Annotated in this window: 2 rRNA genes; both read left to right on the forward strand. The window is 57.1% G+C overall.

Going from position 1 to position 5,789, the window contains the following annotated elements:
* The first annotated feature begins 2 nt into the window (after positions 1–2).
* Positions 3–1,529: ribosomal RNA gene (locus tag DY245_RS06220) — 16S ribosomal RNA — on the forward strand.
* 664 nt (positions 1,530–2,193) lie between these two features.
* Positions 2,194–5,768: ribosomal RNA gene (locus DY245_RS06225) — 23S ribosomal RNA — on the forward strand.
* The 16S and 23S rRNA genes sit together here, the layout of an rRNA operon.
* The last annotated feature ends 21 nt before the right edge of the window (positions 5,769–5,789 follow it).

A 5,789-nucleotide genomic window follows, 5' to 3' on the forward strand; every position in this document is an offset into this window, starting at 1 on the left:
CATTCACGGAGAGTTTGATCCTGGCTCAGGACGAACGCTGGCGGCGTGCTTAACACATGCAAGTCGAACGATGAAGCCTTTCGGGGTGGATTAGTGGCGAACGGGTGAGTAACACGTGGGCAATCTGCCCTTCACTCTGGGACAAGCCCTGGAAACGGGGTCTAATACCGGATATGACACACGACCGCATGGTCTGTGTGTGGAAAGCTCCGGCGGTGAAGGATGAGCCCGCGGCCTATCAGCTTGTTGGTGGGGTGATGGCCTACCAAGGCGACGACGGGTAGCCGGCCTGAGAGGGCGACCGGCCACACTGGGACTGAGACACGGCCCAGACTCCTACGGGAGGCAGCAGTGGGGAATATTGCACAATGGGCGAAAGCCTGATGCAGCGACGCCGCGTGAGGGATGACGGCCTTCGGGTTGTAAACCTCTTTCAGCAGGGAAGAAGCGAGAGTGACGGTACCTGCAGAAGAAGCGCCGGCTAACTACGTGCCAGCAGCCGCGGTAATACGTAGGGCGCAAGCGTTGTCCGGAATTATTGGGCGTAAAGAGCTCGTAGGCGGCTTGTCACGTCGGATGTGAAAGCCCGGGGCTTAACCCCGGGTCTGCATTCGATACGGGCAGGCTAGAGTGTGGTAGGGGAGATCGGAATTCCTGGTGTAGCGGTGAAATGCGCAGATATCAGGAGGAACACCGGTGGCGAAGGCGGATCTCTGGGCCATTACTGACGCTGAGGAGCGAAAGCGTGGGGAGCGAACAGGATTAGATACCCTGGTAGTCCACGCCGTAAACGTTGGGAACTAGGTGTTGGCGACATTCCACGTCGTCGGTGCCGCAGCTAACGCATTAAGTTCCCCGCCTGGGGAGTACGGCCGCAAGGCTAAAACTCAAAGGAATTGACGGGGGCCCGCACAAGCAGCGGAGCATGTGGCTTAATTCGACGCAACGCGAAGAACCTTACCAAGGCTTGACATACGCCGGAAAACCCTGGAGACAGGGTCCCCCTTGTGGTCGGTGTACAGGTGGTGCATGGCTGTCGTCAGCTCGTGTCGTGAGATGTTGGGTTAAGTCCCGCAACGAGCGCAACCCTTGTTCTGTGTTGCCAGCATGCCCTTCGGGGTGATGGGGACTCACAGGAGACTGCCGGGGTCAACTCGGAGGAAGGTGGGGACGACGTCAAGTCATCATGCCCCTTATGTCTTGGGCTGCACACGTGCTACAATGGCCGGTACAATGAGCTGCGATACCGCGAGGTGGAGCGAATCTCAAAAAGCCGGTCTCAGTTCGGATTGGGGTCTGCAACTCGACCCCATGAAGTCGGAGTTGCTAGTAATCGCAGATCAGCATTGCTGCGGTGAATACGTTCCCGGGCCTTGTACACACCGCCCGTCACGTCACGAAAGTCGGTAACACCCGAAGCCGGTGGCCCAACCCCTTGTGGGAGGGAATCGTCGAAGGTGGGACTGGCGATTGGGACGAAGTCGTAACAAGGTAGCCGTACCGGAAGGTGCGGCTGGATCACCTCCTTTCTAAGGAGCACTTCTTACCAACTTCGGTTGGTCAGAGGCCAGTACATCAGCGAATGTCTGATGCTGGTTGCTCATGGGTGGAACGTTGACTATTCGGCNATCTAGGCAGCCGTAAGGTTGTCCAGAGCCATAACGCAGGCGAATGTTCTGCGGTGGTTAGCTCATGGGTGGAACGTTGACTATTCGGCGCACTTGGTTGGTTGTCACTAGTACTGCTTCGGCGTGGAACGTGGGGATTGATGGNCTTGGACGTTAGTACTGCTTCGGCGTGGAACGCATCTGGGGGTTGAGTGGGTCGGGCACGCTGTTGGGTATCTGAGGGTACGGACTTTCGAGTCTGAACCTTCGCGATGCCGGCCCCGNGGGATCGTTAGTACTGCTTCGGCGTGGAAAGCGGATCACCAGTCAGGAGTGTCGGGCACGCTGTTGGGTATCTGAGGGTACGGACTTTCGAGTCTGAACCTTCGCGATGCCGGCCCCGGTGAAAATCTGCTTCGNGCCTTCGGGTTGGGGTGGTGGGTGGCTGGTCGTTGCTTGAGAACTGCACAGTGGACGCGAGCATCTGTGGCCAAGTTTTTAAGGGCGCACGGTGGATGCCTTGNGGTGGGTTGTGACGGGTGGCTGGTCGTTGCTTGAGAACTGCACAGTGGACGCGAGCATCTGTGGCCAAGTTTTTAAGGGCGCACGGTGGATGCCTTGGCACCAGGAACCGATGAAGGACGTGGGAGGCCACGATAGGCCCCGGGGAGCTGTCAACCAAGCTTTGATCCGGGGGTGTCCGAATGGGGAAACCCGGCAGTCGTCATGGGCTGTCACCCGCTGCTGAACACATAGGCAGTGTGGAGGGAACGCGGGGAAGTGAAACATCTCAGTACCCGCAGGAAGAGAAAACAACCGTGATTCCGGGAGTAGTGGCGAGCGAAACCGGATGAGGCTAAACCGTATTGGTGTGATACCCGGCAGGGGTTGCCAGTGCGGGGTCGTGGGAGTTCTCTTTCATCGTCTGCCGGCGATGAGACGAGTCAGAAACCGTTGATGTAGGCGAAGGACATGCGAAAGGTCCGGCGTAGAGGGTAAGACCCCCGTAGCTGAAACATTGACGGCTCGTTTGAGAACCACCCAAGTAGCACGGGGCCCGAGAAATCCCGTGTGAATCTGGCGGGACCACCCGTTAAGCCTAAATATTCCCTGGTGACCGATAGCGGATAGTACCGTGAGGGAATGGTGAAAAGTACCGCGGGAGCGGAGTGAAATAGTACCTGAAACCGTGTGCCTACAAGCCGTGGGAGCGTCGCTGTATGTGCTTGCACATGCAGTCGTGACTGCGTGCCTTTTGAAGAATGAGCCTGCGAGTTTGCGGTATGTTGCGAGGTTAACCCGTGTGGGGAAGCCGTAGCGANGCATCGAGTTTACTCGGTGCGTCGTGACTGCGTGCCTTTTGAAGAATGAGCCTGCGAGTTTGCGGTATGTTGCGAGGTTAACCCGTGTGGGGAAGCCGTAGCGAAAGCGAGTCCGAATAGGGCGTTGAGTAGCGTGCCCAAGACCCGAAGCGGAGTGATCTAGCCATGGGCAGGTTGAAGCGGAGGTAAGACTTCGTGGAGGACCGAACCCACCAGGGTTGAAAACCTGGGGGATGACCTGTGGTTAGGGGTGAAAGGCCAATCAAACTCCGTGATAGCTGGTTCTCCCCGAAATGCATTTAGGTGCAGCGTCGTGTGTTTCTTGCCGGAGGTAGAGCACTGGATAGGCGATGGGCCCTACCGGGTTACTGACCTTAGCCAAACTCCGAATGCCGGTAAGTGAGAGCGCGGCAGTGAGACTGTGGGGGATAAGCTCCATGGTCGAGAGGGAAACAGCCCAGAGCATCGACTAAGGCCCCTAAGCGTGTGCTAAGTGGGAAAGGATGTGGAGTCGCAGAGACAACCAGGAGGTTGGCTTAGAAGCAGCCACCCTTGAAAGAGTGCGTAATAGCTCACTGGTCAAGTGATTCCGCGCCGACAATGTAGCGGGGCTCAAGCACACCGCCGAAGTCGTGTCATTGCAACATGAGGACTAACGTCCGTTGTGATGGGTAGGGGAGCGTCGTGTGCCGGGTGAAGCAGCCGTGGAAACGAGTTGTGGACGGTTCACGAGTGAGAATGCAGGCATGAGTAGCGATACACACGTGGGAAACGTGTGCGCCGATTGACTAAGGGTTCCTGGGTCAAGCTGATCTGCCCAGGGTAAGTCGGGACCTAAGGCGAGGCCGACAGGCGTAGTCGATGGACAACCGGTTGATATTCCGGTACCCGCTTTGAAACGCCCAATATCGAATCAGACGATGCTAAGCCCGTGAAGCCGGCCTGGAGTCTTCGGACAAAGGGACGTGGTGGAGCCGGTGACCCGGATCTGTAGTAGGTAAGCGATGGGGTGACGCAGGAAGGTAGTCCAGCCCGGGCGGTGGTTGTCCCGGGGTAAGGGTGTAGNGATATTCCGGTACCCGCTTTGAAACGCCCAATATCGAATCCATTAATGCTAAGGCCGTGAAGCCGCCCTGGAGCCTTCGGGCAAAGGGGAGTGGTGGAGCCGCTGATCCAAGGTGGTAGTAGGTAAGCGATGGGGTGACGCAGGAAGGTAGTCCAGCCCGGGCGGTGGTTGTCCCGGGGTAAGGGTGTAGGGCGCTGTCNCCCGAGAGATAGGCAAATCCGTCTCTCGTTAAGGGTGAGACCTGATGCCGAGCCGATTGTGGTGAAGTGGATGATCCTATGCTGTCGAGAAAAGCCTCTAGCGAGTTTCATGGCGGCCCNCTAGGCAAATCCGGACAGCTTGAAGCCTGAGACCTGATGCCGAGCCGATTGTGGTGAAGTGGATGATCCTATGCTGTCGAGAAAAGCCTCTAGCGAGTTTCATGGCGGCCCGTACCCTAAACCGACTCAGGTGGTCAGGTAGANCGTACCCTAAACCGACTCAGGTGGTCAGGTAGAGAATACCGAGGCGTTCGGGTGAACTATGGTTAAGGAACTCGGCAAAATGCCCCCGTAACTTCGGGAGAAGGGGGGCCATTTCCGGTGATGGAATTTACTTCCTGAGCTGGGGGTGGCCGCAGAGACCAGCGAGAAGCGACTGTTTACTAAAAACACAGGTCCGTGCGAAGCCGTAAGGCGATGTATACGGACTGACGCCTGCCCGGTGCTGGAACGTTAAGGGGACCGGTTAGTCAATCTTCGGGTTGGCGAAGCTGAGAACTTAAGCGCCAGTAAACGGCGGTGGTAACTATAACCATCCTAAGGTAGCGAAATTCCTTGTCGGGTAAGTTCCGACCTGCACGAATGGCGTAACGACTTCTCGACTGTCTCAACCATAGGCCCGGTGAAATTGCATTACGAGTAAAGATGCTCGTTTCGCGCAGCAGGACGGAAAGACCCCGGGACCTTTACTATAGCTTGATATTGGTGTTCGGTTCGGCTTGTGTAGGATAGGTGGGAGACTGTGAACTCTGGACGCCAGTTCAGGGGGAGTCATTGTTGAAATACCACTCTGGTCGTGCTGGATGTCTAACCTGGGTCCGTGATCCGGATCAGGGACAGTGTCTGGTGGGTAGTTTAACTGGGGCGGTTGCCTCCTAAAGAGTAACGGAGGCGCCCAAAGGTTCCCTCAGCCTGGTTGGCAATCAGGTGTTGAGTGTAAGTGCACAAGGGAGCTTGACTGTGAGACTGACGGGTCGAGCAGGTACGAAAGTAGGGACTAGTGATCCGGCGGTGGCTTGTGGAAGCGCCGTCGCTCAACGGATAAAAGGTACCCCGGGGATAACAGGCTGATCTTCCCCAAGAGTCCATATCGACGGGATGGTTTGGCACCTCGATGTCGGCTCGTCGCATCCTGGGGCTGGAGTCGGTCCCAAGGGTTGGGCTGTTCGCCCATTAAAGCGGTACGCGAGCTGGGTTTAGAACGTCGTGAGACAGTTCGGTCCCTATCCGCTGTGCGCGTAGGAGTCTTGAGAAGGGCTGTCCCTAGTACGAGAGGACCGGGACGGACGAACCTCTGGTGTGCCAGTTGTCCTGCCAAGGGCATGGCTGGTTGGCTACGTTCGGAAAGGATAACCGCTGAAAGCATCTAAGCGGGAAGCCTGCTTCGAGATGAGGACTCCCACCCCCTTTGAGGGGTTAAGGCTCCCAGTAGACGACTGGGTTGATAGGCCAGATATGGAAGCGCCGTAAGGTGTGGAGTTGACTGGTACTAATAGGCCGAGGGCTTGTCCTCAGTTGCTCGCGTCCACTGTGT

Origin of the sequence: Streptomyces inhibens (assembly GCF_003389455.1) — a bacterium.
Taxonomy (GTDB): domain Bacteria; phylum Actinomycetota; class Actinomycetes; order Streptomycetales; family Streptomycetaceae; genus Streptomyces; species Streptomyces inhibens.